This window comes from Rhodococcus sp. YL-1 (assembly GCF_001942025.1).
Lineage (GTDB): Bacteria > Actinomycetota > Actinomycetes > Mycobacteriales > Mycobacteriaceae > Rhodococcus_F > Rhodococcus_F qingshengii.
Genome location: NZ_CP017299.1, coordinates 1,061,932 through 1,088,474, shown reverse-complemented (window position 1 = coordinate 1,088,474; position 26,543 = coordinate 1,061,932). Strand labels below are relative to the sequence as shown.

Sequence of the window (26,543 nt, the reverse complement as noted above, 5' to 3'; positions counted from 1 at the left end):
CCCACGAACAGAAAGAGACCGTCGCACGGTTGGTGCGGCGGTCTCTTTCATCGTTACGACCAGGATCACTGATCGTAGATCGGGTTCCGCGCCTGCTGTGCGGTCAAACGTTCAGCAGCGCGGAAGTATCTAGTGATGGCTCACAAATGACTGCTTGGTGCCGGTCGGAGCCGTTTCGAGTTTGTGCTGCTCTTCTTCGTCCTCGTCGTCGAGCATCGTGGCTTCGTTGAACGGAATCTTCCCGTCGAGCACCTCGATGACGCGTTCCTTGTCGATCGTCTTGGTCCACGCGCCGACCAGGAGAGTCGCGACCGCATTGCCCGAGAAGTTGGTGATCGCTCGCGCTTCCGACATGAAGCGGTCGATTCCGACGATGAGTCCGACGCCGTCGAGAAGTTCGGGGCGATGGCTCTGCAGTCCGCCGGCCAGCGTGGCCAGACCGGCGCCGCTGACTCCCGCAGCGCCCTTGGAGGCGATGATCATGAACACCAGCAGCGAGAGCTGTTCACCGAAGGCGAGCGGCTGTCCCATGGCGTCGGCGATGAAGATCGAGGCCATCGTCAGGTAGATCGCGGTGCCGTCGAGGTTGAACGAGTAGCCGGTGGGAACGACGATGCCCACCGTGGTGCGCTCGACGCCTACGTGCTCCATCTTGGCGATCAGACGCGGCAGTGCCGATTCGGAGGACGACGTGGCGAAGATGAGCAGGTACTCACGGGCCAAGTACTTGACCAGCTTGAAGATGTTGAATCCGGTGACCGCGCGCAGCAGCGTTCCGAGAACACCGAAAACGAAGATCAGGCAGGTCAGGTAGAAGCCGATCATCAGGGTTCCGAGTTGGACGACGGCGTTCAGACCGGTCTGGCCGACGACGCTGGCGATGGCGCCGAAAGCACCGATCGGGGCGAGCCAGAGAATCATCGTCAGGATCTTGAACACGAGCTTCTGGATGTATCCGACGGCCTTGAGGATCGGTTCACCCGACTTGCCGAGCGACTGGATCGCGAAGCCGACCAGAAGGGCGACGAACAGAGTCTGCAGCACGCTGCCGGCTGTGAGGGAGGACAGCATCGACGTCGGAATGATGGACGCGATGAAGTCCCAGGTACCGCCCTCGCTGTGGGCCTGATCTGCAAGCTTGGCCACGGAGGCCGCATTGGGCGTGATGTTCAGGCCACTGCCCGGGTTGAGCAGGTTGCCGACGCCCAGGCCGATCGCGAGTGCGATGGTGGACATCCCGATGAAGTAGGCGAGTGCGAGGCCGCCGACCTTGCCGACCTTGGCTGCCGCTCGAACCGAGCCGATGCCGAGCACGATGGTGCAGAAGATGACCGGGCTGATCATCATCTTGATCAGGCTGACGAACAACGTGCCGAGTACACCGACGGACTTACCGAACTCAGGTGCGAGCCAACCGACGAGGATGCCTCCGATGACCGCGACGATGACGCTCATGTAGAGCCAATGCGTCTTGTCGCGCTTTGCCTTGGTGCCCTCGGGCTGTGGGGAACCGTCTACTGTCCCTGTTGCCGTGCTGCTCATGGGGTGTCCTTTGGATCGGATATCTGTGAAGTGATCGGGATCACTTCGAGTCGTGGAGAATTCTTGTTGCAAACAGGTGGGCCCGGAAGTTTGTGTTCATTACGTTCAGGAGGCGCTCGATGGTCGAACGAAGGACCGGCCGACGTATGAGCGTCGCCAGGCAGATCCTGCTCCTGCAATTGGCGCTGTTAGCGCTGGTCATCGGCGTGGGGGCCGCGCTCGCAGTTGTCGACGAACGCCGAGACAGCGACGACGCGATCCGCAGGCAGGTGAGCTCGATAGCGCAGACTCTCGCCCTGTCGGATTCGACGGCGGCAGCCCTGACGAGTCCGGACCCGACCGCGATTCTGCAACCACAGACCGAGAAGATCCGACAGGCAACCGGCGTCGATTTCATCGTGGTGATGGCGCCTGATCGCACTCGGTTCACCCACACGAGCCCGGAGCTGATCGGTCAACTCTTCACCGGGAACATCGACCGCGCACTTGCCGGCGTGACCTTCACAGAGACGTACGCCGGGTCGCTGGGGCCGTCGATCCGCGCAGTCACTCCTGTCTACGATTCCGGCGGAACCCTGGTCGGTCTGGTTTCTGCCGGTGTCACCCGCGAGCAGATCAGCAAGCAGTTCGCCCAAAGTGTTCCGGTCATCCTGTTCGTTGCCGGCGGCGGTCTTCTTGCCGCCCTCCTGAGTTCACTTCTGGTGAGTCGGCGTATCCGGCGACAGACCCTGGGGATGGCGCCGGATGAACTGCGCACCATGTACGAACACCACGACGCCGTCCTGCACAGCATCGGTGAGGGTCTGGTGGTGATCGGGCGAGGCCGAAGCAGAGATGCGCGAGTGGATATCGTCAACGACGAAGCGCGTCGCCTCCTCGATCTACCGGACGGGCCCGTGCCACTTTCGTCCATCCCCGAGACCATGCGAGTCGACGACGCCTCTCCCGCGAAGGATCAAGTGCACCTCACCGACAAGCGTGTGCTGGTGGTCAACCAACACCCGGTTGAGTGGGAGGGCAACAGAATTGGCACCGTGCTGACAATTCGCGATCACACCGAATTGCAGAACGTACTCGGGGAATTGGATTCGGTACGCAGTTTTGCCGAGTCGCTTCGATCGCAAGCCCACGAGAGTGCAAATCGTCTGCACACGATCATCACGATGGTCGAGTTGGGCCGGAACGACGACGCAGTGGCCTTCGCCACCAATGAATTGCGAGTGTCCCAACAGTTGATAGATCGTCTGATGAATGCGGTCCACGAGCCGGCGCTCGCCGCACTGCTGCTCGGGAAAATGAGTGAAGCGGCCGAACGCGGGGTCGACCTGACCATCACCGAAGACACCGCGCTCGGTCCGGTTCCTTCGCTCAATGCACGCGAGTTGGTCACGCTGGTCGGCAATCTCGTGGACAATGCTATTGACGCATCGCGCGCGAGCGAGTCTCCGTGGGTGGAAGTGACGGTAATGGAAGAGGATTCGATGATGGTTGTTGCCGTCGCCGACAGCGGCCCGGGAATGACACCCGAAGCACTCGAAAAGGCCAAGGGCCGTGGCTACTCCACAAAATCCGGCTCTCGCGGACTCGGTCTCGCACTGGTCTCTCAAGTTGTGAAACGGCACGGCGGCACGCTCACCAGCGAGCCGGCGATGGGCTCCATGCTGGTTGTCCGTATCCCGCTGCGCGAGGCGGAAGCACCGCGATGATCCGTGTGCTGATAGTCGACGACGAACCGTTGATCGCCCAGGCGCACCGTTCGTACGTCGAGCGTGTGCCGGAATTCGTGGTCCACGGCGTGGTTCATTCCGGGAACGCCGCCGTGCGTGCAGTTACGGCGGCCAACGCCACCGACCAGCCCATCGACCTGGTCCTGCTCGACATCGGGTTGCCCGACGCCAGCGGTCTCGACGTGGCTTCCGCCCTGGGCGGTTTGCGGCCCAGTCCGGACATCATCGCGGTTACCTCGGCGCGCGATCTGGAGGTGGTCCGAAGCGCCGTGGCTCGCGGGATCGTCCTCTATCTTCTCAAGCCGTTCACTTTCGCAGCATTCCGCGACAAGCTCGAGCGCTACCTCGAATATCGTGCAGCGCTTCCCGCTGGAGAGTCTGCGGTCAGTCAACACGACATCGACCGCGCGATGTCTGCGCTACGAACGTCCGACGATCGAGCAGCGGCACCGAAAGGCTTTGCGTCTCAAACACTCGGACTCGTCGCAGCGTCTGTCCGGGATTCTGAGGGACCCGTGACCGCTGCAGAGGTGGCAGCATCGGTCGGCGTGTCCCGGGTGACAGCCTGGCGCTACCTGGAAAAGCTGGCAGACGACGGCATGCTCACCCGGGAGACCGAGTACGGGCGCGCTGGGCGCCCTCAAGTTCGTTACCGCAGAACCTGATTGACGCAGAACCAGATTGACACCGGAGCTAGTTCGCACCCACGGTGTCCAGCACCCAGGCGAACTCGAACGCGACCTCTTTCCACTTCTCGTACCGACCGCTGACACCGCCGTGTCCGGCGCTCATCTCGGTCTTGAGAAGTAGCGGAGCATCACCGGTCTTGGTGGCGCGCAGTTTTGCGACCCACTTGGCCGGCTCCACGTACAGAACACGGGTGTCGTTGATGCTCGTGATCGCAAGAATGGCGGGATAGTCCTTGGCTTCCACGTTCTCGTACGGGCTGTACGAGCGCATGTAGTCGTAGACGTCCTTGTTGTGCAGCGGATCTCCCCATTCGTCCCACTCGATGACCGTCAACGGCAGCGACGGATCGAGAATCGACGTCAACGGGTCGACAAACGGAACATTGGCGAGAATGCCGGCAAACAGTTCCGGAGCGATGTTGGCGACAGCGCCCATCAGCAATCCACCTGCACTACCGCCGTCGGCAACCATCCGGTCGGCCGACGTGACACCGGTGTCGATCAAATGCTTTGCGCAAGAGACAAAATCGGTGAAGGTGTTCTTCTTGGTGAGCGTCTTGCCGTTTTCGTACCAGTGACGGCCCATCTCGCCGCCGCCGCGCACGTGTGCGACGACGAAGACGACACCGCGATCGAGCAACGACAAGCGGGCAACCGAGAACGACGGGTCGATGCTCGCCTCGTAGGAACCGTAGCCGTACAACAGCAGCGGCGCGGGACCTTCCGGCGCACCTACGCGCCTCACGATCGAGAGCGGAATGCGGGTTCCGTCGTCGGCTACTGCCCAGTCGCGACGCTGCTCGTAGTTACTCGCATCGAAGTCTCCGAGAACGGGCTGCGACTTACGCAGTGCCAGTTCACCACTGGCGACGTAGTAGTCGTACACCTGCCCGGGAGTGATGAATGAGGTGAATCCGAGCCGGATGGTGGGCTGCGCCCATTCCGGGTTGGACCCCATGCCGATGCTGAAGAGTTCTTCGTCGAAGTCGATCTCGTGGCGTTCGCCGTAGCCGTCATCCGTCAACGGCCACACGGCAACCCGAGTGAGCGCCTCGCGTCGGTAGCTCAGGACGAGGTGTCCGGCAAAGGCTTCGGCTTCTTCCAGCCGAACGTCTGCGCTGTGCTCGATCAGCGTCGTCATGTTCGTCGGATCCGACACGGGAGCTTCCACCAACACGAAGTTCTCGGCCTTGATGCCGTCGACGACGTCGTTGTGGAGAATGAGGAAACGGTCCTCTCCCCCGATCACGGCGTGCTCGGCCCCGTACTCGACGCCCTCGCGACGTGGGATGATGACGCGGAATTCGCCTTCCGGGTTCGCCGATTCCAGCATCCAGCCTTCGCTGGTCACCTTGGAACCGACCCAGATCATCAGGTACTTCTCACTGCGGGTGGACCCCACCGAAACCCAGTACCGTTCGTCGGGCTCGTGGAACACCGAAACATCTTGACTCTGCGGCGTTCCCAGCTTGTGACGCCACACCGTGTCCGGACGCCAGGAGTCGTCGACCGTCATGTAGAAGACGTGACTGTGGTCGATCGCCCAGGTGGCGCCAGGCGCGGTATCGGGAATCTCGTCGGCGAGCATCTCACCGGTCTCGAGGTTCTTGAACCGCAAGGTGTACCGCTCGTCGCCGACGATGTCCACCGAGTACGCGAGCAACGTGCCGTCCTCGCTGATGGAGAACGCGCCGAGCGAAAAGAACTCGTGCCCTTCGGCTTCGACGTTGCCGTCCATGAGGATCTGCTCGTCGGCCAGCTCGACGCCGGGCGTCAGGTCGGGCGGAGTCCAGTCGTCTTCACCGGCGATGGGGCACCGGCACTGGACGGTGTACGACTTGCCTTCCACGCTGCGCGAGTAGTACCACCACTTACCCATGCGAGTGGGCACCGACATGTCGGTTTCCTGCGTCCGCGACTTGATCTCCTGGAAGATCTTCTCGCGCAACGGCTCGAGCGCGGCCGTCTGCTCGTCGGTGTACGCGTTTTCGGCTTCGAGGTATGCGACTACCTCGGCGTTGTCCTTGTCCCGCAGCCACTCGTAGTCATCGACGAACGTGTGTCCGTGATGGGTACGTTCGGTGGGGACCTTCTTTGCGACCGGCGGGATCAGGCTCATGCGCTGGGACCGACCCAATCGTCGAAGGACAGACCGGAAATGCGCTCGTACGCCTCGATGTAGCGTGCACGGGTCGCGTCGACGATCTCCTGCGGCAACGGCGGCGGTGTCGTGTCCGAGCTACGGTCCCAGCCGGATTCAGGGCTCGTGAGCCAGTCGCGCACGAACTGCTTGTCGAAACTGGGCTGCACCTTGCCCGCTTCGTAGCCTTCGAGAGGCCAGTAGCGCGACGAGTCGGGGGTGAGCACCTCGTCGGCGAGCACGAGGTTTCCAGCGGAGTCGAGACCGAATTCGAGCTTGGTGTCGGCAAGGATGATTCCGCGATCGGCTGCGAAGTTGGAGGCGCGGGCATAGACGTCGAGAGTGTCCTCGCGAAGCTGCACTGCCAGCTTCTGGCCGACCTTCTCCGCTACCTGATCGAAGCTGATGTTCTCGTCGTGATCCCCGAGAGCCGCCTTGGACGCCGGGGTGAAGATCGGGTCGGGCAGACGCGAGGCCTCGACGAGGCCCTCGGGCAACGCGACGCCGCACACTGCGCCGGTGTTGTTGTAGTCGACCAAGCCGGAGCCGGTGAGGAAGCCACGAACGACGCATTCGACGGGAACCATGTCGAGGGAGCGCACCACGAGAGCGCGGCCGAGAACCTCTTCCGGGATGCGATCGTCGTCGGGCTCGCCGGCCAGGTGGTTGGTGCCACCGAGGACGTTGAAGAAGAACACGCTCATCGCGGTGAGCACGCGACCCTTGTCCGGGATCGGCGTGCTGAGCACGTGGTCGTAGGCCGAGATCCGATCACTCGCGACAAGCAGCAGATGCTCGTCGTCGATCGTGTAAAGGTCACGGACCTTGCCACCGGCCAGATGAGTGTAGGAATCAAGTGTAGGACGCACCCGGTCACCCTATCGGGCGTTCGCAGTTCGTACAGAACCCCGGTAGCCGGGACAGGTAAGCGTCCTCGCCGATCGGAGAGCTGTCCGCCCTGCTCATCCGGATATGCAGGTGGCCCCTCGCCAGCAGGCGAGAGGCCACCGTCACAGTCGATGAACTACTGGTTTGCGGGCAGCTTCGACAGGCCCTCGTCGATCGAATCCAGCGTCAGAAGAGCCGTCTGATAGGTCGCGGCCAGCGAATGCTGGACCTGGACGACGTTGCCGGCCTTCACTGCGGGCAATTCCTTCCACAGCTCGGAATTGACCAGCTCCTGCAACTGCGGAGACATCGAGCCGTCGGCGTTGAGGCCGTAGACGATCACGTCGACATTTCCGAGATTTTCGCCGATCTTCTCGATGGATACCTGTTCGACGTGGATGTCGGCGGGGTCTGCGGGGGTGCCGGGGAACTGCAGTCCGAGTCCGTCGAAGAGATTGGTCGTGTACGAAGACGCGTACTCGCGTGAGAAGGTGCCGGCCTCCGGCTTGCAGACGTTGCACACGCCGCCGAAGGTCAACGAGCCGAGCTTGTCCTTGTACTTCGCGGCCAGTTCGGCGGTTTTGGCGTCGTAGTCGTCCTTGAACTCGCCGTAGGTGTCGGAGACATTCGCGGCATCGGCGAACTGCTCGCCCAGCACTCGCCAATCAGCAGGAACCGTCGGTCCCAGGAAGACGACGGGAGCGGCCGCCTCGAGCTGCGCCATGTCCAGCTGGCTTTCGACTCGAGCGGGAACGCCCATGATGATCAGATCGGGCTCGGCAGCGACGATTCCCTCGTAGTTGAGCTGGGAGACGTTGCCGTCGGGTGCGACCTTCGGCAGAGCTTCGTAAGCGGCCTTGGTCTTGTCGTCCATGTTGCCGAGTTCACGGGTCCACTCACATACTGCTGCCAGGTTCGCTCCCGCCTGAATCAGCGGCAGAACTGCGTATCCGCAGGCCACGATCCGTTGCGGGTCGCTCGGGATCTCGATGGATCCGTTCTGTGCCTCGAAGACACGGGTCTGCGAGCTCGCGGCTGTCGTCGACGATTCGGACGACGCCTCCTCGGAGTTGCTACAGCCGGCGACGCCGACCGCCAGCGCAGCTGCTGCGCCGATCACCACTGCGCGGCGAAACCGCGACAGACCTTGAACCCGCATGTTGAACTCCATCTGAACGCACCGGACTGCTCCGGAATTGATTTGGTGAGGCTAACCAATATCAGGGCACTGGACCTTTACACAAACACAGCTCCCGAGGAATGAACTGCGCCTCCCGAGCCGCCCACGCTCACAGCAGCACGCCTCCCACTGAGAGGGAGCAAAGCAAGATTCCTCTCGAATCGGACACGCGAACTCGCTACCTTGCCTTCGCGATACCTCATCGACTCGCCACTCTCTCCGCTCGACGAAGGGCTCACACATGTCCCGATCCACCCGTACCTGCTCACTACGGTCTGCCGCGGCCATTGCGTTGACCAGTAGCTTTCTCATCACCGGTTTCGGCGCCTCGATCGCGCAGGCCGAACCTGGCCCCTCGGCTCCGCTGTTCGGCTCGCTGGATTTCGGATCCAGCAACCTCGGCAGTTCCGAGCAGACCCCAGATGCGCCGCGGCTGACCGGGATCGACAATTTCCGCGACGTCGCAGGCACCGGCGCCGGATACTCGGGGACTTTCGGCCTGCCCGTGAACAAGGGAGTCTTCTACCGCGCGAACGCGATCACGCCCAAGGGCGATGACATGAGCAATCTCGAAAAGCTGGGACTGACAAAGGTTTACGATCTGCGCACTGAACCCGAGATCGCCAGTAAGCCCGATGTCTTGCCCGACGGGGTTGCGTACGAGAACATTCCGATCCTGTCCGGGAACATCGCCGAGATGATCGCGAAGATCAAGTCCCCCGAGGACTCACGATCGATGATGCAGGACATGAACCGCGCCTTCGTCACCGGAGCGACGGAGCGAGCCGGGTTCGCGCAGTTGCTCACGGGTCTCGCGGAAACCGAAGGTGCACAGGTCTTCCACTGCACCGCAGGCAAAGACCGCACCGGCTGGACGTCGTTTCTGCTGCTGAGTATCGCCGGTGTCGACCGCTCGGTGATCATGAACGACTACTTGCTGACCAACGAGTACACAGCCGAAGGCATGAAGGCCACGCGCGCGGGCATCGCGGCGAGCCTGGGCGAACAGATGGCCGTCAACATGGAGCCTCTGTTGGGTGTCGAGGCAAGCTATCTCGATGCCGGTCTCGCCCAGTTGGACCAGACCTACGGGTCGGTCGATCGGTACCTGACCGAGGGCCTGGGTCTGAGCCCGGCGACTGTCATGACGCTCAAAGCCAAACTGCTGGGCTGAGTGGCACGGATGCCCCGGGTTCGACGAGGGATCGGACCCGGGGCACGTGTACTTCTCTGCCCGTGCCGCGGCGGATGCGCCGCAGCGTCCCGTGCGTCAGCGCGATACGGCGATCACGTTGTTTCGGTACGCCCAGATGACGATCTGCACACGGGTACGCACCTGCAGCTTCTTGCAGATGTTGCTGATGTGCGACTTCACCGTGCTCTGTTCGAGGCTGAGGGAATCTGCGATGTCGTTGTTTCCCAAGCCTTGTGACAGCAACTGCACCACATCCATTTCACGCGCACTGAGACCGTGATCCGATCCGGAGCGCGCCGTGGACATCGGTGCCGGCTTGCGCCTCGCGAACTCCACGATCAGTCTCGACGTCAATCTCGGCGAGAGCACCGAGCCACCTTCGGCCACGGTCAACACTGCCGACGAGAGCTCTTCGGGATCGGCGTCTTTGAGCAAGAACCCTGCGGCACCGCTGTCGAGCGCCTCGAAAACGTACTCGTCGAGATCGAACGTGGTGATCACGATGACGCGGGTCCCGGGAAACTCGGCAAGGACCTCCCGGGTCGCAGTCAACCCGTCGCCGTGCGGCATTCGGATATCCATCAGCACGACGTCCGGACGCAGTGCACGCACCTGCTCGTACGCCTCGACTCCCGTCTTGGCATGCCCGACGACGCGAATCTCGGGGTGACCGGAGAGAAACAGCTCGAACCCCTGCCGTACCACCTGCTGGTCGTCTGCAATAAGGACATCGATCATGCGTTGATCCTCCCGTTCACCGGCACCAGTGCCTGCACAGCCCACTCACCTTCCGAATTCGGTCCGGCGTCCAGTTGACCACCCATGAGCGTCGCGCGTTCGCGCATTCCCACAATTCCGAGGTTTTGCCCGTCGGAGGCCGGGCGAGCATTCCCGAGAGTATTGACCACCCGTACCCTCACCGCACCGGCTTCTCGACTCAGACACACCTTGGACTCGCTACCCGGCGCATGGCGAAGGACGTTCGACAACGCCTCCTGCACGATGCGGTAACACGTCAACTGGACTCCGCTGTCCAGGTCGTCGAAGCGGCCGACCTTCTCCAACGAGATCGACGAGATGGTGCGCTTGCAGTCGTCCACCAACTCGTCGATGTCGGAGACCATGGGCGTCGGGAAATCGGGGTCTTCCTCACCCAGGCGAAGTATCCCCACGATCTGCCGCAAGCTGTTGAGGGCCCGCTGACCCTGCTCGATGACGCCCCCCAGAAGGGCTTGTGCTTGTTCGGGATTGCTCGAGAAGAACTTGTCGGCGGCACGAGCCTGGATGATCATGCCGGTCATGTGGTGGGCAGCGACATCGTGCAGTTCACGTGCCATGTCCTGCCGTTCGGCAACAACGGCATTCGCAATCTTGCGTTCGCGGTCCCGGTGCAGATCCGCTACTGCCTGACTGTTCTCCACTGCTTGTTTTCGCAGGCGCGCGACGATCTTTCCCATGGCTGCGACGACCAGAAAACTCGTGACGGTGTTTGCCGCCGGTTCGAGGAACAAGTGAGGCAACTCCCCCACCTGAACCTCGGCGACCGTCAGCCCGTCCCGTTCGGTGAGATACATCGCCAAGATCACGTCCATCGCCATTCCGAGGACCAGCAGTCCGACCAGGCGCATGCCTGTCACTCGGATGGACACTGCCATGATCGCGAACCAGAAAAGCGGCGTGGCCCCCAGCGATCGACTGCCGAGGAAGAGCATCAATCCGCCGGATCCTGCCAACGTCAGGAGGTAGTACGCGATCGGGTACCGCCGGCGCGCACACGCCACAACGGTCAACACCGTCAGGAAACCCATGATGCCGACGACGGTTCCCGGATCGCTCAGCACTCGATTGCTCGTCTCGGGTTCAGTCTTGAGACTGGCGAGACCGAACACCCACGGCACACTCAGCAGGCCGACGATCACGGCCGCCGTGGCCGGGTTGTTCAGGTTGAAACGTCCCCACCCTCGCGATGCCAGGGCTTGCCCCGGGGCATTCTGACCAGCCGAGTCGAACATCCACTCCCCATTCCGCATCCGATGATTGACGTTCATGGTGGCATGCGCGCACCACTTGGTCCCACATTCGGCGAACGTGAAGGGAATGTTCGATTCCCGGCTCCTACCAAAGCACTAGTTGAAGGTGAAAGGCCTAGTACTTATGGCTCAGCTGAACTGCTCGACCAACCGGTTCACCATGTTGGTTGCGCTGTAGTAGTCGAGACGGAAGGTGTCCAGACCCACGGCATAGACGTGGTGATCACGAATTGCCGGATGCTGGGCCAACAGTGGAAGTGCCTCGACCGCCTTCACCGCACCGTCGTCGGCACTGACCAAGATCAGGGTGTTGCCCGAGATACCGTCGTAGAGGTTCTCCGCCGAGACCTGAATGATGTCCTTGCGCTTACCCATGGATTCACTGCTCTTCGCGGACTCGGGAATGTCGGCGACCGTGAAACCCATCGCCGTGAGCAACTTCGCCTGCCCCGACTCGTGCGTCCAGATGTTGGCACCGCTGCCGTCCTCGTAGTAGACCAGCGCAGTGGTCGGCTGCGGGGGAAGTGTGATCTTGGCCTTCGCGGCCTCTACTGCGCTGTCGAACTTCGCGACCGTGGCCGCCGCGTTGTCTTCGAGACCTGTCGCCTTACCCAGCACAGCGGCGACTTCCTGCCAACTACTTCCGCCGTAGTCCACCACGATTGTCGGCGCGATGGCCGTGAACTGTTCGTACAGATCGACGACGGAGTCACCTCCAGTTGCCGAGACGACGATCAGGTCCGGGTTCTGCGCCAGAACGGATTCCGCGTTCGCACCGCCCATCGGCAACACTGCGAGTCCGCGTTCTTCTGCTATGTCGCCCCACTGTGTGAACAACCCCTGCGCATCCGAGACGTCGGTGTTCGGTCCCGTCGATGCGGTAGCCACCACCGGAGCGTCGATCGACAACAGCGTGCCCGTCAGCGTCACACTGGTCGAGACGATCCTCTCCGGCTTCGACGTGATCTCCACCGGCCCCTTCGGCGTTTCCACGGTACGCGGCCAATTACCCTGCGATGCAGCTGAGTCAGCATCGGAATCGGCATCCGCAGAACTACAACCGACGAGGGCGAACCCTGCCACCAAGACTGCGGAGAGCACCTTCAGGGTGCGTGATTTTTTCATTGTGACGCCCACTGGCGGACCACTCCTCGAATTCAAAAGCCCATCAAATTAGGTTAGGCTGCGCTCATGCTAACTCAGGCGGTGACCGAATTGTCCGCTACCCTCGCAGCCTCGCCCGACATCGAGACGTCCTGGAATCGGATAGTGCAACAAGGAACGCCGATCATCGAAAGCGTTGATACACAGACTGTTCGAGTTACGTTCCTCTGGCGTCAGCCCGAGGAGACCGAGGTCGAGCGCGTTTACCTGGATGCAAATTCGCTGACCGACCATCACGCAGAACAACTCAGCGTGATGCAGCGACTCGGAGACAGTCCGGTGTGGTTCTACACCGCCGAAGTCTCGAACACCTGGCGTAGCAGTTACAGCATCATCCCGGTACCGAAGTCCGTAGTCGACGAGTTCGACTATCCGGGAGCAGGCAAGGAAGACTCGACCCGCCGCACACGCTGGTTGGGGTTGCTCGAGCACCGAATTGCCGACCCACTCAATCCGCTTTCCGCAGGTGTGGACACAAGGCGTTCCGTCGCCGAGATGCCCTTGGCGCCGGTCCAGTTCGGGTGGGATGCTCCAGTTTTCAGGAAGTCGGTACAGCTCACCTGGGCTAGTTCGACTTTGGACGTCGAGCGGCCGGTGTGGATCTACGAGACCGTGGACGACGGATTGACACCGCTCGAAGAACGGCCGCTCGTGATACTTCTCGACGGGCGTCACTGGGCCGAGGTCATGCCGGCAGGCGCCGCCTTCGATCGTGCGGTCCAGACCGGCAAACTGAAATCCTGCGTTCTGCTGGCCATCGATTCCGTTGACAATCAACGCCGTTCGCAGGAATTGCCGTGCAACCGCGACTACTGGAGTGCAGTCGTCGACGAACTGCTTCCGCAGGTGCGCGCCGTCACACCTTTCTCGTCTGATCGAACGCGAACGGTGGTCTCGGGGCAGAGCTTCGGCGGCCTGGCTTCGATGTTCGCAGCACTCGAATTCCCCGAACACTTCGCGCTGGTCGCCAGCGGGTCCGGTTCGTTCTGGTGGCCAACCGGCTTGAAGCGCGGGGAAAACGGCCCGCCGGGTGGAGACATAGCCGCACGCATCGAGCGCGACGGCGTACCGGACGGATTACGCGTTGTCCTCGAAGTAGGTAAGCACGAGTCCGACATGGTCGGGCACAGCGCAGCGGTCGCACAGGCACTGAAGGCCGCAGGAGCGCAAGTATCGTGTCGGATCTTCGACGGCGGCCACGACTGGTTGTGCTGGCGCAGTGTCCTTCTGGACTCCGTTGTCGAACTGATCGGCAGTCCCTGAAACTGGCTGGCACCGCTAGTTCAGTGCACCGCGAATGACGGCAGCCGTGCTGTCGAGAACTGCCCGATTGGGCGTGCGAGGTAGTGCACGCAGGCCGAAGCCGTCGTCGCGATTTCGCGGAATGACGTGCAGATGAACATGGAAGACTTCCTGCCCCGCAACAGCTCCGTCGGAGAGGTGCAGATTCACTCCGTCGACGGGGAGAGGTCCGGTACGCATCGCCGCGGCGATCTTCTGCGCGACGGCGAAGATCCTGGCACCGTCGTCGGGATCGAGCGTGGACAATCCACTGGCGTGGCGCTTCGGCACGACCAGGAGATGGCCGGATGTGAACGGCCGAATATCCATGAAGGCAAGGACATTCGCGTCGTCGTAGACGACGCTGGCCTCGGCCTCACCGGCGATGATGGAACAGAAGATGCAGTCCATGGTCTCCGGCCCCTGTGCGCCTTTTCGGTAGTGGTGACCACCGAAAAGGCGCACGGGGCGTAGCCCTTACAGAATCGGCGACGGCGCGTACGCCGCAGCTTCGGGGTTGGCGTCGACAAGTTTCTGCACCTCGGCGACAACGGCATCGACCTGAGCCGAAGCGGCACCGACAAAAGCAGCCTTGTCGGCCAGGGCCTCGTCGAGTGCAACGCGGTCGAGCGGCAAACGGTCGTCGGCGGCAAGGCGATCGAGCAAGTCGGGCTCCTTGCCCTCTTCACGCATCGCCAGCGCAACTGCGACGGCATTCTCCTTGATCGCCTCGTGTGCGGTCTCGCGTCCGACGCCGGCGCGGACGGCGGCCATGAGCACGCGCGTCGTGGCGAGGAACGGCAGATACCTGGTCAGTTCCTTCTCGATGACGGCCGGGTACGCGCCCATCTCGATCAGCACGGTCAGGAAGGTCTCGAACATGCCGTCGATCGCGAAGAACGCGTCCGGGAGCGCGACGCGGCGCACGACGGAGCAGAAGACGTCGCCCTCGTTCCACTGTGCACCCGCAAGCTCGGCTGCCATGGAGCCGTATCCGCGCAGGATCACCTGAAGTCCGTTGACTCGCTCGCACGAGCGGGTGTTCATCTTGTGCGGCATCGCCGAGCTGCCGACCTGGCCGGGCTGGAAGCCTTCGGTGACCAACTCGTGGCCGGCCATCAGGCGGATCGTGTGTGCAAACGACGACGGGCCCGCGCCGACCTGGACGAGCGCGGAGATGACGTCGTGGTCGAGGGAACGCGGGTACACCTGGCCGACGCTGGTCAACACGTGAGCGAATCCGAGGTGCTCCGCAACCTTCGCTTCGAGCTGCTCGAGCTTGGCCGCATCGCCGTCGAGGAGGTCGAGCATGTCCTGAGCGGTCCCCATCGGGCCCTTGATCCCACGAAGCGGGTACCGGTCGATCAGCTGGCGCAGACGCGTCAGTGCAACCAGCAGCTCGTCGGCGGCCGAAGCGAAACGCTTGCCCAAGGTGGTGGCCTGAGCTGCGACGTTGTGCGAGCGGCCGGCCATGACGATGGACGAGTACTCGGCAGCGCGCTCACCCAAGCGGGCGGCAACGGCGATGCCGTGGCTGTAGACGTGTTCGAGAGAACGCACGATCTGCAGCTGCTCGACGTTCTCGGTGAGGTCGCGGCTGGTCATGCCCTTGTGGACCTGCTCGTGCCCGGCAAGTGCGTTGAATTCCTCGATGCGTGCCTTCACGTCGTGGCGGGTGACCCGCTCGCGGTCCGCGATGGACTCGAGGTCGACGTTGTCGATGACACGCTCGTAGTCGTCGATGGCGTCGGCCGGAATGTCGATGCCCAGCTCTGCCTGCGCACGCAACACCGCCACCCACAATTGACGCTCGAGCACGATCTTGTACTCGGGAGACCACAGAGCAACGAGCTCCGGGCTGGCGTAGCGGTTGGCAAGGACATTCGGGATGCGGCTCACGAGGCCTCAGTCTAACGGGGGCCAAGCAGTGCCGTTACCCCCGATAGAGACCGAGCTAGACCGGCGGCGCCATCACGTCGATCGATTCCAAGAGCATTCCCCTGGCCAACCCCCGTGGGTCCGGGTCGTACTCCCCCAGAGCCGTGATCATCGCACCGTCGACCATCGCGACAAGACGGCGCAATTGCCCCTCGGGAGCCGACCGGCCCGAGCGTCGAAGCGCATCGGTCAACAGGTCGTCGAGCTGGGCTCGTAGGCGCAACTGCACGTCACGAAGTGCGGGATGACGGGCACATGCCACAAATCGTTCGTAGCGCGAGATCAAACGCTCGCGGCTCTCCGGCCGCTTCTCTTCGTCTCCGAGCAGCAGCTCGACCAACAGTTCGACGGTTGATTCCGCGCCCCGCCGACGTTGGGTCACCGCAGCCACTCTGGCGCGCATCGCTTCCATGTCGGCGTTGCCGTTGAGCTCGACGGCACACGCGATCAGATCGTCGAGTGAGTCGAAGTAATAGGTCGTCGAAGCCAGTGGAAGGTCAGCTCTGGTTGCCACCGCTCGGTGACGAACGGCGTCGAACCCGCCCTCCAGCAAAAGTTCAGCAGCGGACGCCACCAGAGCTTGGCGACGTCGTTCGCCCTTGGGCGTAGCTGCAGAAGACACCACGACATCGTGCCAGCAGAGGGCACCTCCGCATGGCGAAACAGCTCGAAGACCCTGCTGTTTGTTACCCGAGCCACTTCTCGAGGCGGGTCAGTGCCTCCTGGATGTCGGCTGTCGCACCCGCGAACGAGAGTCTGACCATCCGGTTTCCGTGGACGGTGTCGAAATCGATTCCAGGTGCCAGCGCGACCCCGGTATCTGTCAGCAACCGGGCACACCACGCGGTGGCGCCCTCGTCGCCACACAGATGGCCGATGTCCGCGTAGACGTAGAACGCACCGTCGGCGGGAGCCAACTCGGTGATGCCCAGTTTCGGCAACCCGGTCAACAACAGTTCACGATTGACGGCGTACCGCTGAACGTGCCCGTCCAACTCGACCTTCGCCTCGTCCGAGAACGCCTCGACGGCGGCGTACTGAGAGATCGCGGGCGGACACACGGTCATGTTCGACGCGAGTCTCTGCAGCGGGCGCCGAAGATAGGTCGGCACCAACATCCACCCGAGTCGCCAACCCGTCATCGAGAAGTACTTGGACACCGAGCCGATCACGACGGATTCGCGTGAGGTCTCCCAGGCGCTCGACGTGTGCTGATCGCCGTATCCGATGCCGTGGTAGATCTCGTCCGAGATCAGAAGAGTTCCGTGCTGCTCGCACCACGTCGCCAATGCAGCGAGCTCCTCGGGCGAGATCACCGTGCCCGTGGGATTTGCCGGGCTCGCGACGATCAGACCGGCAGGCGGCGACGGCAAAGCCTCGAGCATTTCCACTGTCGGCTGGTATCGAGTTGCCGGCCCGCAGTCGAGTTCGACGACGTTGCAGCCGAGAGCGGCAAGGGTATTGCGGTACGCGGGATATCCGGGTCGAGCAACCACCACGGTGTCGCCCTCGTCGAACGCGGCCAGGAAGAGCAAGGTGAACGCCCCGGACGAACCGGTCGTCACCACCACGTCTTCGGCGTCGACGGCGATTCCCGATCGCTCGCTGTGGTAGCGCGCAATAGCCTCGCGTAGCTGCAGGATCCCGAAAGTCTCGGTATACCCGAGTAGTTCGGTGCCCAGAATCTCTCGCGTCGCACGTAGCACCGGCGCCGGCGCGGGCGTCGACGGTTGACCTGCCGCCAAGGTCAGGACGTCACCATGTGTCCGCTGACGTTCGGTCGCGGCCTTCCATACATCCATGACATGGAACGTCTGGATATCTGATCGACGAGATTCTGAGCGCACACTCCGACGGTAGTCGAACCGTGGTGCGGCAAGAAACGACGGCCACCCATTGTGACGATCCGACAGATTCAGGCGCTCAGCATGAGTCGATTCAACGAGACCTGGGCCACGTCCCTCGCGCAACATTGATCAACGACTTCCTTCGATCAAAAGGTGCATCAGATGAAAGCTCGCTCAGTGCCCACTGCGGCTCTGGTCACGATCGGCGTTCTCACGGTTGCCTCGTGCGGAAGCACCTCTGATCCTGGCGGCAATTCTTCCGGCGACTACGCGAAGGACGGCAGTTTCACCACGATCGTGAACACCGATCCCGGCAACCTTCATCCCCTGATCACCAATCTGACTGCCACGCAGGCGATCAACAGCTATACGAACGACTCGTTGTTGGCCATCGACCCCAAAACCCGCGCAGCGGGCTCGTATCTGGCCGAAAAATGGAGCGAGAACGGAACTTCGCTGAACTTCACCCTCAAAAAGGGGATCACGTGTGAAGACGGCACGACCTTCACTGCCCAGACAGCGGCAAACAACATCAACTGGGTCGTCGACACGACCAACGGCTCGCCGTGGTTGGGAGCATCCGTACCCGAAACTGCGGTAGCAACCGCTGATGGTGACGAGCTCACGATCAAGACAACGGAACCCGCGCCCTTCCTCCTCGAGCGCATCGGCGCTCTCAAGATGGCGTGCCAGGCAGCCCTCGACGACCCTGCCAGTGTTCGAGGCAGCAGCAACGGAACCGGACTGTTCAAGATCACCGAAGTAGTGGCCAACGATCACGTCACGCTCGAACGCCGCGACGGATACAACTGGGGGCCGAACGGCGAAACCACGTCGGACACGCTCGGAGTGCCCAAGACGGTCACGATCAAGGTCGTGACCGACGCCGCGACGACGGCGAATCTCGTCCTCACCGGAACGGTCAACGCGGCCCCGGTTGCCGGCGCGGATATCGAACGTGTGGAAGCTTCAGGCCTCGAGTCGATGACGTCCAACACCCTGAGCGGACAGTTCATCTTCAACCACAATGCGGCTCTCCCCACCAAGGACGAAGCCGTACGCACCGCACTCGTGCAAGCGATCGATCTCGACGATTACACGGACATCAACACCGGTGGCAAAGGCTCACGAGCTACGGCACTGGCAGTAGTCGATCCGCGGGCGTGTGACTTCGACAGCGTCACCGGTGTAGTTCCGAAGTTCGACATGGCCGCTGCGAAAAAGACTCTTGCGGACGCCGGTTGGAAGCCCGGATCCGACGGTGTCCTGACCAAGGACGGTCAAGCGCTGCAATTGACGGTCATCTTTGCCAACTACCGCGACACCACCTCTGCAGCAGCAGAATACGCGATGAAGCAGTGGCAGGAGCTCGGTGCGAAGGTAGAGCTTCGTGGTGGTGACAACAACTTCATCATTTCCAACACATTCGCAGCGAAAGACCTGACGTCATGGTCGATCTCGATCGGACTGACCGTCCAGAGCGATACCCCCAGCATCTTCGTTCCGTACTTCGCCGGCCCCACCCCACCGTCGGGTGTCAACTTCGCATCGATCGACAATCAAAAGTACGCCGAACTGGCGGCGAAGGCCTCGGTTCTGCCCGGGCAGGAATCCTGCTCGGTGTGGAAGGAAGCGGAACAAGCACTGTTCACCTCGTCCGACGTCATTCCGGTGTCCACGTCGCCGAACTTCATGTTCTTCAACGGCGCAACGGCCCTGTATGCACCAGTTGGCGGCACCCTGGCCGGCCCTGGCATTCGCGTTCTGAAATAAGCCGGAAGACAAAGCTTTACGTCTGCATCTATTTCTCCGATTCGAAGGATCTACATGACTGACCGTCCATTTGTTCTCGACGACCTCCACCGTGTGGTCACACCCACTGAGACCTCAATCTCTCCCGACGGCACCGTGGTCGTCTTCGTTCGCTCGGAAATTGTTGCCGGAAAGGCAACTACATCGCTCTGGGCGGTGTCCCGCGATTCCCAGGCTCGCCGCCTCACCGCAGGGCCCGCCGATTCTGCCCCTCGGTTCTCTCCGGACGGAACCTCGATTGCCTTCCTGCGTAAGGTCGGCGACTCCGCGCAGCTGCACCTGATCCCGCTCGCCGGTGGCGAGGCCGAAACTCTCACCACATCAGCATCACTCCCCCTCGGCGCCGGTGCAGCAGCCTGGAGCCCGGACGGAAATGCCATCGCGTTCGCCGCTGTGGTCTCACGCTCGGACTCCGCCGATCCGAATGCTCCCATCGTCACCGACCGACTCGGATACAAGGTGGACGGTGCCGGTTGGCTCGGCACCTTCCGTCGCCACCTTCACACCGTCGATCTGGAGACGAAGGCAGTTCGACGGCTCACCGACGGTGATTGGAATGCCGACGTTCCGTCCTGGTCGCCCGACGGCACGGCCCTTGCCTTCACCGCGAATCTCGAACCGGACAGCGATCTGAACCTCACGTTCAGCGCCTACCGCATCCTCGTCGACGATCTGTCGGTTCCCCCGCAGCGACTCGGTCATGCCACCGGAGTGCAGGGCTCCACACTGTGGCATCCGCAGGGAGATTCGGTCGTCGCCATCGGCACTCCCGAGGTCCGTGTCGGAACTGCAGACCTGATCCGGCTGTCCGTCCCCGGCCCAACCGAGACACCGGTCGACGTCACCCTCACAGCTCATCTCGATCGCAACGTGATGCCCGGTGCACCCGGTTACCCCGGCGGCACACCGGCACTGTCGAATACTCGCGACGAAATCGTGTTCTGCCTACGCGATCGTGGATGGACGCATCTGTACGCGGCCGACATCGAAACCGGCACCTCTCGATCCCTCGTCGCCAATCCCAACGAGGTCGTCTCGGCGCTCTCCGTTGCCCGTGACGCCCGCGTCGCCTCCGTCATCGTCACCACGCAGCAGTCCTTCGGCGAGGTCGCACTCGTCGATCTCGACAGCGGCGCGGTCACCACGCTGACGAAATTCACCGCAGAAGCACTCCCCGAGGTGACACTGTTTGCCGCCGAGGAACGCGAGTTCACCATCTCCGACGGCCGCACCGTGCATGGTTGGTTGCTGTCCGCTCCCGAAACCAGTGGTGCCGCACCCCTTCTGCTCGACATTCACGGCGGACCGCACAACGCGTGGACCGGCGTTGCAGATACCTATCACCCCGCCCACCAGGTTCTCGCCGCCCAGGGTTGGCGCATCCTGACCCTCAATCCACGTGGGTCGGACGGGTACGGCGCAGACTTCATGTACGCCGTCAACGGCGCCTGGGGTACCTCCGACCAAGCCGACTTCCTCGAGCCGATCGACGCGCTTGTCGCCGAGGGACTTGTCGACGGGGACCGTCTGGCGATCACCGGGTACAGCTACGGCGGATACAGTACGTGTCACCTGACGTCCGCGACGGATCGTTTTGCCGCTGCGGTTGCCGGCGGGCTGATCTGCGATTTCAACGCCATGGCCGGAGTCTGCGATTTCGGTCCGCACCTCGCGTCACTCGCCACCGGCACGACTGTTCCCGAGAACTCCGCGGGGCTCCTGGCAGCCTCACCGCTCGCCGCCGTGAAGAACGTGGTGACCCCGACGCTGATCCTGCACGGAAAGTCGGACGAGCGGTGCCCGCTGGGTCAAGCCGAGGCCTGGTTCGCCGCACTGCGCCAGCAGCACGTACCCACCCGTCTGGTGGCGTATCCCGGTGCAAGCCACGGGTTCCTCGTCAACGGCTCGATCTCGCACCGAATCGACTACAGCACACGACTCATCGAATGGGTCAAGCGATACACCTCCGCGAAGCTGCCCAAGACCGGCCTGGCCAACGCGTCTGCCGGAGCCGACGCGTGGAAGCGTTCGCTGGACGTACTGTGTGAGCGTTACGGCGTCACCGGTGCTCAATTCGGTATTCTCACACTCGATTCCAACGGCAAGGAAATCACCCGTACGACGGTGGCTTCCGGCGTGATCAATGCAGACACCGGGGTCGAGGTATCCACCGACTCCCTGTTCCAGATCGGATCCATCACCAAGGTATGGACCGCGATGCTGGTCATGCAGCTGGTCGACGAGGGCTTGCTCGACCTGGACGCGACCGTCCGGTCGATTCTGCCCGATTTCGCACTGCAGGACGAGGAAACAGCTGCCCGCATCACGGTTCGCGCACTTCTGAACCATCGCAACGGAATCGACGGTGACCTGTTCATCGACAAGGGTCGCGGCGACGACGTCGTCGAACGCTACGTCGAGGGCCTGCGTGACTTCCGTCAGGTTCATCCACTCGAGGACGGCTTCGCGTACTCGAACTCCGCGTACGTCCTTGCAGCTCGTATCGTCGAGGTTCTTCGCGGCGGCATCTGGGACGACATCCTCAAGGAGCGGATCATCGATCCGCTCGGCCTCGCGCACACACTCACGTTGACCGGAGATACACCGAGATACTCTGTGGCAGCGGGTCATACGGGGAACTCCGTCGTGATGCCCGTCTGGCCGATCACGCGCTCGATGGGGCCCGCGGGTTGCATCACTGCCAGCATCGGAGATCTACTCACGTTCGCGGAACTCGGTCTTCTCGAAGGACAGAGCGTCGACGGCGTACGGATCGTGTCGGAAAAGTCAGCCGCCGCGATGCGCACACCCGAAATCGACATCAGCGAACTGTTCCCGGACAAGTCGGGTTGGGGCTTGGGCTGGTTCCACGAAACCTGGTCGGGCGAAGAGATTTTCGGGCACGACGGCAGCACCATCGGCCAGCACGCGTATCTGCGCATCTTCCCCCGCCACAATGTCGCGATCGCACTGCTGACCAGCGGCGGCAAGGCCGACGGCCTCTACCGTGATCTCTTCACCGAAGCCGCGGCCGCGTTGGTCGGACTCGAACCTCCGCAAGCCCTCGCCCCGAACCCCGCGAGTGTGGAGTCGATTCCGGATTCGGTTCTGGGAAAGTACAGCTCGGGCGGAATAGCAATCGAGTTCCGTCGTGGAGAGTCCGCTGACGAGGCCGTGATCACCGTCATCGGCGACGTAATCCCGAATCCCGAGGAAGACGAGACAGCTCCGAAGAAGCCTGCAACGGTAGCCACTCTCGTACCGTCGCAGATCCCGGGGACCTGGACCACCCGTCAACCCGGGGCCGCGGGTTGGACGACGGTACGGCCGCACCGAGACGGAGTGTACGTCGGATTCCGCTTCCTACCACGGGTTAACGCGTGACGATGACCGATACACATACGATGACGGAAACACAGAACGCCGAAACACAGAACGCCAGCGAACTCGAGGAATCAAAGATGCAAGAACAGCTTCAAGAACTCGTCGATCAGTGGAGGGTCGAGGCAAACATCCCCGGCGTCTCGGTCGGCATCGTTCACGGCGACAAGGACATCGTCGTCACCAGTGGCATCGAGAGCGTCGAAACCCAACTCCCGGTCACCGACAAGACGATGTTCATGATCGGCTCCACCACAAAGGTGTTCGCCGCAACAGCCGCGATGGCACTCGTCGAGGACGGCCTACTCGATCTCGACACCCCTTTGGTCGAGTACGTCCCCGAACTGACCTTCGCCGACGAAACAGCCACGCGCACAGTCACGATGCGTCACCTCCTCACCCACACCGGCGGATTCACCGGCGACGCGGGCCTCTCGGCAGGCTGGGGCGAAGACGCCCTGGGACGCTCGGTTTCACGGCTGAACGAACTGCGACAAGAATTTCCCGTCGGAGAAGTCTTCTCCTACAGCAACTCCGGATTCGTTCTCGCCGGACATGTCGTGGCCAAGATCAGCGGACTGACCTTCGAAGAGCTGGTCAAGCAGCGCGTGCTCGACCCCCTCGAAATGAAGAACTCGGCCTTCCTGTCCTGGGACGTGATGACCCACCGGTTCGCACTCGGTCACTACATCCGCGACGGTGTGCCGTTCGTGTCCAACGAAACCGGACTGGACCGCGGCATGATCCCTTGCGGCGGAATGTGGTCCTCGGTGCGAGACCAACTCGTCTGGGCACGTTACGCACTGTCTGGCGAACACCCCGGCGAAGGACAGCCACTCGACGAGTCCACCCGGTTGTTGATGCAGAAGCCGCAGCGTCCCGCCGCGATGATGTTCGAAGAAGTCGGCCTGGGATGGCTGTTGACTCGATACGGAACCACGCAGGTAGTACGGCATGGCGGAAACGTGAGCAACCTCCAGGTCTCCGAGTTCATGACAGTGCCCGAGAAGAACTTCGCCGTCACCGTGCTGACCAACGCCCTCGGCGGCGGAATCGGCAAGAAGATCGTCGACTGGTGCATGGCCAACCTCACTGAACTACCCACGCCGGCATCCCTCGACGTGGTCGAGCCCGAACCCGCTGCCGTCGACGCAGTCCTGGGCAAGTATCAGGCCGGCTCACTGACGATGACCGTCGCCCCCGGTGACGAGGGAATCGGCATCCGGATGGGCAGCGCGCAGGATCTCGGTGAATACGAGGACATCGTCTGGCCGCCGGCAATCCCGATCGCCTTCCTCAACGACCGTGACTTCGCTGCGCGCGCCGACACCACCCGGGCGTTGGGACGCTTCGTCACCGACGACACCGGTCGCGCCGTGATGCTCGAATTCGGCGGCCGCACCGCCAAGCGAGTGGCCTGATCCTCTAGACGGGTGACGCGGTCCGATTACGGGACCGCGTCACCCGTTTGTGCGTCTGCGGGCTGCCGTTCATTGCTCGGTTCTGGCAGAACATCGACTTTGGTGCCAGTGAGAAAGGCGACCAGCGCGACGATCACGATCGTGAAGACAATGCTCACCACCGTCGGCCCGAATCCCAAGCCGCCCTCATCTCGGTCTTGGGTCAACAGGTCACCGATGGACGCTCCCAATGGACGAGTGACAACATAAGCGATCCAAAATGCAAGTACAGCATTGAGTTTCAGGCCGAAGTGCGCGGCGGCCACTACGGCGATCACGACGCCGAACAACACAGCAGACTTCGCATACCCCAGGTCCACCTGTTCGGCAATCAAGTCTCCTGCCGCCGTTCCCAGTGAAAATGTGAACAGGATGGCGAACCAGTAGAACGCTTCGCGCTTCGGCGTGCGAATACTGTGGATGGACAACGTCCGTTCACTGGCAAACCAGATCCCGAACGTAGCGGCCAGGGCAACCGCAAAGACTCCCGTACTCACTTCGAGCGGTACACCGAGATCGTCGGTCAGAATGTCGGTGATGAGCGTTCCGACTACGCTGATCAGAACTACCACCAGCCAATAAATCCACGGTACATACTGTTTCCGCGTGAACTGGATGATCAGCGCGACGACCAAGAACACCGAAGTCAACGCAGCGGTGCCGATCAGTCCGATACCTAGATCCGCGTCGAGTGAATCCGCGGCAGTCTCCCCCACCGTCGTGCCCAGAATCTTGATCAGCCAGAAGTACAGTGTGACCTCTGGGACCTTGCTCGCCATTTCACGCGTGAACGCCATGTCGGCCAGCGTGGCACCTGGTTGTTGAAGGGAAGCTGAGAACGTTCACCGCGATTGCGCCGGAGAGTACAGACTGGACGCCATGAACGTCATCGGCGAGTCGATTCTGCACCCCTCCCGGTGGAGCGTGCGTGCCCGTTCGACCGTGGCATCGACACTCGTGATCGCCTTCTGCCTGGTGATCGCCGGGCTTGCACTGGTTTTCGTGCTGGCAAACTCCCTGCATCTGTCCGCACTGAACAGCTCCGACGCTCGCGCCACGCAATTGGTCCAGCAGCTCAACGGAAAAAACCCGGCCGATCTCGACCCTTCGCTTCTGTCCACAGACAGTCAGATCGGAATCGTGCAGATCGTCGACGCCGATCACCGAATAGTCGCCCAATCACCGGGAACCGACAGCGACCTCCTGTCCGAACGTTTTCTCGGCCCTGACGAGTCGGACGCTCTCGGAAGGGTCAAGAAGTCCGACGACGAGGACTACTGGCTGATCGGGCGAGGCGCTCAGACGCCGACCGGACCAGTCACCGTCTTCGTCGGCGCCGACCGCGAACCGGTTGAAACCGTGGTGACGACCGTTGCCGTTCTGCTAGCCATAGTCGGACCCCTGGTCCTGGGGCTGGCTGCGTTTGCCACCTACCGCCTTGTCGGTTCGGCCCTCGCTCCCGTCGAACGCATCCGCGCTCGGGTAGCGTCGATTTCTAGTGGGCGTCAAGGTGAACGAGTGCCTGTACCGTCAGGGAACGACGAGATAGCCCGACTGGCAACAACAATGAACGACATGCTGGCGCGCCTCGACGAAGGTGCGCTGGCCCAGCAACGATTTGTCAGCGATGCCTCACACGAGTTACGCAGTCCGCTTTCGACGATCACGACGGCCCTCGAACTGGCACATCGACGCCCGGATCTCCTCGACGACGCGTTGATCGAAGACGCACTACTTCCCGAGGCGCGCCGAATGCGGCAGTTGATCGAAGACCTGTTGATTCTCGCACGCTCGGACGAAAGCGAACTCGAAAAGTTCGGCATCGTCGTCGACGTCGACCTCGATGACATCTTGTTCGCCGAGCAGAAAAGGATCGACGGTATCTCCGAAGTTACGGTCGCCGCTGCCGTGGCTCCGGTTCGGGTCTCCGGAGACCCGAGAGCATTGACGCGGATGGTGCGAAACCTCGTGGACAATGCAGTGCGGCATGCGGAGACCCTCGTGTATCTCGAGTGCTCCGAAGCCGGAAACGAAGCCCACATCGTGATCGAGGACGACGGGCCCGGAATCCCTGCAGCAGAACGCGAACGAATCTTCGGACGCTTCGTCCGCCTGGACCAGCCGCGGTCGAGGCAGGGAGGCGGGTCCGGACTTGGACTCGCCATCGCGTCGGAAATAGTTGCGGCGCACCACGGAACCATTTCCGTCAGCGAGAGGGCGGGCGGTGGAAGTAGATTCGAGGTGACGATTCCGGTACCGAACGACTGAA

At 62.3% G+C, this 26,543-nt stretch carries 20 protein-coding genes; 8 read left to right on the top strand and 12 right to left on the bottom strand.

Going from position 1 to position 26,543, the window contains the following annotated elements; translation table 11 throughout:
* Window positions 1-129: 129 nt before the first annotated feature.
* A complete protein-coding gene (locus BH682_RS05025) occupies window positions 130-1,542 on the bottom strand; it encodes a cation:dicarboxylate symporter family transporter (RefSeq protein WP_075832290.1) in 1,413 nt (470 codons plus the stop codon).
* A gap of 119 nt (window positions 1,543-1,661) precedes the next feature.
* On the opposite strand from BH682_RS05025, the gene BH682_RS05020 reads away from it, so the two are divergent.
* Entirely contained in the window at window positions 1,662-3,248 is a 1,587-nt protein-coding gene (locus tag BH682_RS05020; RefSeq protein ID WP_075832288.1) for a sensor histidine kinase, read from the top strand.
* Window positions 3,245-3,934, top strand: coding sequence for a response regulator (locus BH682_RS05015; protein WP_003945570.1), 690 nt, complete (start codon window positions 3,245-3,247; stop codon window positions 3,932-3,934). The genes BH682_RS05020 and BH682_RS05015 overlap by 4 nt, the downstream gene beginning before the upstream one ends.
* A gap of 28 nt (window positions 3,935-3,962) precedes the next feature.
* Here the strand turns inward: BH682_RS05015 and BH682_RS05010 are convergent, their stop codons facing one another.
* From BH682_RS05010 to BH682_RS05000, 3 genes are all read right to left on the bottom strand, one after another.
* The gene (locus tag BH682_RS05010) at window positions 3,963-6,077 is read right to left on the bottom strand and encodes a S9 family peptidase (protein WP_075832286.1); all 2,115 of its coding nucleotides are present in this window, start codon (window positions 6,075-6,077) and stop codon (window positions 3,963-3,965) included.
* Complete coding sequence (locus BH682_RS05005; protein ID WP_075832284.1) at window positions 6,074-6,967, bottom strand: phosphoribosylaminoimidazolesuccinocarboxamide synthase; 894 nt, start codon at window positions 6,965-6,967, stop codon at window positions 6,074-6,076. The genes BH682_RS05010 and BH682_RS05005 overlap by 4 nt, the downstream gene beginning before the upstream one ends.
* 155 nt (window positions 6,968-7,122) lie before the next feature.
* Window positions 7,123-8,157, bottom strand: coding sequence for an ABC transporter substrate-binding protein (locus BH682_RS05000; RefSeq protein ID WP_081377449.1), 1,035 nt, complete (start codon window positions 8,155-8,157; stop codon window positions 7,123-7,125).
* 250 nt (window positions 8,158-8,407) lie between these two features.
* Here BH682_RS05000 and BH682_RS04995 point away from each other — a divergent pair, with 250 nt between their 5' ends.
* Entirely contained in the window at window positions 8,408-9,340 is a 933-nt protein-coding gene (locus tag BH682_RS04995; protein WP_007734429.1) for a tyrosine-protein phosphatase, read from the top strand.
* Window positions 9,341-9,436: 96 nt separating this feature from the next.
* Here the strand turns inward: BH682_RS04995 and BH682_RS04990 are convergent, their stop codons facing one another.
* The 3 genes from BH682_RS04990 to fepB form a co-directional block, all read right to left on the bottom strand.
* On the bottom strand, window positions 9,437-10,099 hold the full coding sequence (locus BH682_RS04990) for a response regulator transcription factor (RefSeq protein WP_003945911.1): 663 nt from the start codon (window positions 10,097-10,099) through the stop codon (window positions 9,437-9,439).
* Complete coding sequence (locus BH682_RS04985; RefSeq protein ID WP_007734428.1) at window positions 10,096-11,373, bottom strand: sensor histidine kinase; 1,278 nt, start codon at window positions 11,371-11,373, stop codon at window positions 10,096-10,098. Before BH682_RS04985 ends, BH682_RS04990 begins: the two co-directional genes overlap by 4 nt.
* 147 nt (window positions 11,374-11,520) lie before the next feature.
* Window positions 11,521-12,516 carry a Fe2+-enterobactin ABC transporter substrate-binding protein gene (fepB, locus tag BH682_RS04980; protein WP_054188018.1) on the bottom strand — a complete coding sequence of 332 codons (996 nt, stop codon included), beginning with the start codon at window positions 12,514-12,516 and terminating at the stop codon, window positions 11,521-11,523.
* A 66-nt stretch (window positions 12,517-12,582) separates the two neighbouring features.
* Between fepB and fes the strand changes: the two genes are divergently transcribed.
* Complete coding sequence (fes, locus tag BH682_RS04975; protein WP_075832282.1) at window positions 12,583-13,818, top strand: enterochelin esterase; 1,236 nt, start codon at window positions 12,583-12,585, stop codon at window positions 13,816-13,818.
* Between the two features lie 15 nt (window positions 13,819-13,833).
* On the opposite strand, the gene BH682_RS04970 is transcribed toward fes, so the two are convergent.
* The 4 genes from BH682_RS04970 to BH682_RS04955 all read right to left on the bottom strand — a co-directional run bounded on the left by BH682_RS04970 (window position 13,834) and on the right by BH682_RS04955 (window position 17,621).
* Window positions 13,834-14,247 carry an HIT family protein gene (locus BH682_RS04970; RefSeq protein ID WP_075832280.1) on the bottom strand — a complete coding sequence of 138 codons (414 nt, stop codon included), beginning with the start codon at window positions 14,245-14,247 and terminating at the stop codon, window positions 13,834-13,836.
* Between the two features lie 66 nt (window positions 14,248-14,313).
* Window positions 14,314-15,735: an adenylosuccinate lyase gene (gene purB, locus BH682_RS04965; RefSeq protein ID WP_058039170.1), complete on the bottom strand. Its 1,422-nt coding sequence runs from the start codon at window positions 15,733-15,735 to the stop codon at window positions 14,314-14,316.
* 55 nt (window positions 15,736-15,790) lie between these two features.
* Window positions 15,791-16,396, bottom strand: coding sequence for a TetR/AcrR family transcriptional regulator (locus BH682_RS04960; protein ID WP_003945736.1), 606 nt, complete (start codon window positions 16,394-16,396; stop codon window positions 15,791-15,793).
* A gap of 64 nt (window positions 16,397-16,460) precedes the next feature.
* A complete protein-coding gene (locus tag BH682_RS04955; RefSeq protein WP_070162182.1) occupies window positions 16,461-17,621 on the bottom strand; it encodes a pyridoxal phosphate-dependent aminotransferase in 1,161 nt (386 codons plus the stop codon).
* A gap of 162 nt (window positions 17,622-17,783) precedes the next feature.
* Between BH682_RS04955 and BH682_RS04950 the strand changes: the two genes are divergently transcribed.
* Genes BH682_RS04950 through BH682_RS04940 form a run of 3 tightly spaced genes read left to right on the top strand, consistent with a single transcriptional unit; the run spans window position 17,784 to window position 24,235 of the window.
* Window positions 17,784-19,394, top strand: coding sequence for an ABC transporter substrate-binding protein (locus BH682_RS04950; protein ID WP_042452661.1), 1,611 nt, complete (start codon window positions 17,784-17,786; stop codon window positions 19,392-19,394).
* A 54-nt stretch (window positions 19,395-19,448) separates the two neighbouring features.
* The gene (locus BH682_RS04945) at window positions 19,449-22,817 is read left to right on the top strand and encodes a serine hydrolase (RefSeq protein WP_075832278.1); all 3,369 of its coding nucleotides are present in this window, start codon (window positions 19,449-19,451) and stop codon (window positions 22,815-22,817) included.
* A gap of 2 nt (window positions 22,818-22,819) precedes the next feature.
* The gene (locus tag BH682_RS04940; protein WP_232354232.1) at window positions 22,820-24,235 is read left to right on the top strand and encodes a serine hydrolase domain-containing protein; all 1,416 of its coding nucleotides are present in this window, start codon (window positions 22,820-22,822) and stop codon (window positions 24,233-24,235) included.
* A gap of 26 nt (window positions 24,236-24,261) precedes the next feature.
* On the opposite strand, the gene BH682_RS04935 is transcribed toward BH682_RS04940, so the two are convergent.
* Entirely contained in the window at window positions 24,262-25,071 is an 810-nt protein-coding gene (locus tag BH682_RS04935) for a COG4705 family protein (RefSeq protein ID WP_075832276.1), read from the bottom strand.
* Window positions 25,072-25,153: 82 nt separating this feature from the next.
* Here BH682_RS04935 and BH682_RS04930 point away from each other — a divergent pair, with 82 nt between their 5' ends.
* Window positions 25,154-26,542: a sensor histidine kinase gene (locus tag BH682_RS04930; RefSeq protein WP_075832274.1), complete on the top strand. Its 1,389-nt coding sequence runs from the start codon at window positions 25,154-25,156 to the stop codon at window positions 26,540-26,542.
* The last annotated feature ends 1 nt before the right edge of the window (window position 26,543 follow it).